The organism is Campylobacter sp. BCW_6877 (genome assembly GCF_001762445.1).
Lineage (GTDB): Bacteria > Campylobacterota > Campylobacteria > Campylobacterales > Campylobacteraceae > Campylobacter_D > Campylobacter_D jejuni.
The window spans coordinates 1-3,296 of the sequence record NZ_MJWW01000009.1; the positions used below are offsets into that span (position 1 = coordinate 1).

Consider the following 3,296-nt stretch of genomic DNA (forward strand, 5'->3'; position numbering starts at 1 on the left):
ATCAAAAACCAAATTTTCCACCTAAAGCTCTTAAACTAAGCTTTAGTTTAAGATTTCTTTAATCAGTTTTTGCAAATTCCTTTTTGTTTCTTCTTGTTCTTTTATGATAAAACATTTTGCTTTTGGCCAAAAATAACTTTTAGGATTTTCAAATTTTCCCCAACGCCAATCAAACCTAGGATGTAAAAGAACTATAGTAGGAAGATCCATAGCTAAACTTAAATGCGCTATAGCACTATCAATACTAAGCATACAGTCAATATCATATAAATAATTTAGAGTATCATTCCAATTTTTTATAAGCTTGCTTCTATCTTCTATTACCTTAGGTAATTCTTCTTTTAATTGCATTTGAAAAGAAATGATTTCATAATCTAAGTCTTTTAATATATCAAATAAAAATTCAAATTTTACATTTCTTAATAAATCAGAATTTTCAGCATTAGGAGTAGAGTAAAAAATACCAAGTTTTTTTCTTTTATTATGCGGTTTTTTTTGTGGCAATATAGGTGTTTTTAATCGTGTAATCTCATCAAGCTTAATATCAATAAAAAAAGGCAAAGAACAAATAGGAATAGCATAATCAAAATTTGTAGGTAGATTTTTTAAAACCTTTACATTTTTAAAAATATCATCATTTTGATTTAAAAATTTGATTTGATTTTTAAACATTTCATACATGGCACTTTGAGGAGCAAATAAAACCTTTGAAGCGATTTTGCAAAGTTTTTCTAAGCATCTTGCATACATTATAGTATCGCCAAAGCCTTGCTCGCAAAATACTAAAACTTCTTTATTTTTAAAAGCATCAACGCCAAATTTATTAAAAGCTTTTAGGCTTTCATTATAATGATAAGTAGAAAAAGTTTCATTATGAGCATAAAATAATCTGCTTTCATAATATTTCTTGCCCTCTTCAAAATTATCATCCACTCCCATACGCATCAAAAGATAAGCCAAATCAAATTGATAGGTTGCATGAGAATCCAAGCTAAGACATTTTTTATAAGCATGATAAGCTTCTTGATAGTTTGAGTTAAATTCTAATACCTTAGCATAGTTTTGCCAAAACTGTGCATGGTGTTGATTGGCTTCTTGTAGTGATTGAAAAAGTTCTAAAGAATCAGATATTCTAAAAAGCTTAAAAAGCAAGTATGCTTTTTGGGGTAAAATTTGATGAGTTAAAAAATCTTCTATTTTAGAAATGGTAAGATTTTCTTTGGTTTTACTGTGAAGCCTATCTTCGAGTTTGACTAAATTAAGATTGGTTTGTTCAGCAATGATTCCTTTTTGTAGTTTATCAATCAAATCTTGCATAAAATGACACAAGTGCTCATGTGCATTTAATGCCTTCGTAAAATCATGTTTAAAATAAATTTCTGCATAATTTTTCCATAGATTAAGATTATACATATCTTTAGAAAGTAATTCTTTGAAAATTTGTTCAGATTCTTCTAGTTTATTACTCAGTTTATAAATAAAAGCCAATTCTAACTTAAGTTCATCTTCTAAATCATCTTTGCGAGTTAAAAGTGTTTGTAATAAATTCAAGGCTTCATCAAGTCTTAAATTTTCAATATAGCTTTTAGCAAGCATAAGACCATTAAAACTTGTAGGATTTAAAGAAAAAAGCTCTTGAGCATAATATAAAGCTTTTTGAAAAAGAGAAAGTTTATAAGAAGAAAGCATAGCAAATTCTAAAGCAAATTTTGGACTTTCTTTTAAAAATTGCTCACTCAAGTTTAAACATTTTTCATAATTAGCATTAAAATAATAATAATGAATTTTATCAAACATATTTTTCCTTGATGGTTACATTAAATCCAATATTATCTTATAAGTTGCATAAAAAGATAATTATATTTTTATAAAATTAAATAATAAAACAAAAATAAATACAATAAAAACATCCATCCTAATAATTTTAAAATTATTAGGATGAAATTTTTAACAAGTAGGAGAGTAAACTAATTAAACTAAGTATGATCTTTTATAAGATTACCAAAGATAATTAAACTGAGCAAATCCTGTATGGGTATTGCCATCTTTATCAAACATTCCATTATAGTTTAAACTAAAATAGAAAGCTTCATTAACAGGAACGATAAAAGAAGTGCTTACAAATTTTTGTATTCTTGGTAAATCAAACTCATCACTTACTTTTATATTTCCAAATCTAGCCTCAGCTTCTACTTTAGGATTGATATTAAACTTAGCTCCAAGTTCTACTGAAGTTTTTAAATTAGGCAACCAATCTCTAAACCAAGTAAAGCTTGTTTTAGTAGAGAAAAGATTTAAATAGTTTGCATAGGTTCTTTCTCCACCTTTAACTGTTGCTTGTCCTATAGTATCTTTCATAGAAAAAGCTTCAGTATAACCTCCTTCATAAGCAAGACCTATTTCAGGGGAGAATATATCTTTATTAGAAATAAAATTCATACCTAAGGCTGTATTGACTCCATAAGCATAAGAATTAGGTTCAGCTTTAGCTTCATTATTTCCTATTTTTTTAGTTAAATCATTTTTAATCAAAGCAGCTTTACCTTGAGCTTTGATATAAACTTCTTGACCTTTTTCTGTAGTAAATAAGGTATTAAAATATTTTAAACCTGCATAATAGGTTCTATTATTAATATCAAAATAAGTTGAACCCATTTTTGTATCTTCATAACCTGCATACACACCATATATTCCACTGTCTTTTAAAGTAGAATAACCTATAATGGTTCCTTTAGTGTGTCCTTTACTTTCTTCATTTAAAGAAAGTTCAACATTCTGTGAAGAAGCATAAGGAAGGATGAATAAAGAATGTTCTTTATTAGAACCATAGCTTCCATTATTTAAATCACTCTTTATATAATCACTTGCATCTGCATATAAATTACCCTTTTCAGACATAGCAATGCTTTGAGACTTACTTGAAGAAGCTAAAGCAAAAGTTTGCATAGAATTACCCATAACATTATCTATAAAGGTTGATCTTCTTGTAGTAGTAGAGATTAAAGATCTAAAGGTTGCACCTGATATGGAGGCATTAAGATTAAAATCTGTAGTAAGCTTTCCTGTTATTGGATCAAAGCTTAAAGATATTTCTCCACTACCATTGGTTCCTATATTGCCAATATTGTTTTGATTAACACCTGAGATGATATCATTTATATTATCAAGTTGTCCTAGATCGAGATTGCCCTCATCTATAGTAATTTTATCAGCACTTACATTTCCATTTCCACTTCCACCTACAACTATAGTGTCTAATTTACCCGTATCTTTATCTGTAGTAACAAGCCAATCTT

Annotated in this window: 2 protein-coding genes; both read right to left on the reverse strand. The window is 27.7% G+C overall.

All coding sequences use genetic code 11. The features are described 5' to 3' along the window. Window positions 1-42: 42 nt before the first annotated feature. Entirely contained in the window at window positions 43-1,797 is a 1,755-nt protein-coding gene (locus tag AJ936_RS00515) for a lipopolysaccharide assembly protein LapB (protein WP_070273945.1), read from the reverse strand. A 201-nt stretch (window positions 1,798-1,998) separates the two neighbouring features. Continuing rightward, window positions 1,999-3,296: autotransporter outer membrane beta-barrel domain-containing protein (locus AJ936_RS00520; protein ID WP_141080063.1), on the reverse strand; the 1,298-nt coding region annotated here is incomplete at its 5' end.

Excerpts from the sequence above, each read along its gene's own strand:
- AJ936_RS00515 (WP_070273945.1), bottom strand. The coding sequence starts at position 1,797 with ATGTTTGATAAAATTCATTATTATTATTTTAATGCTAATTATGAAAAA.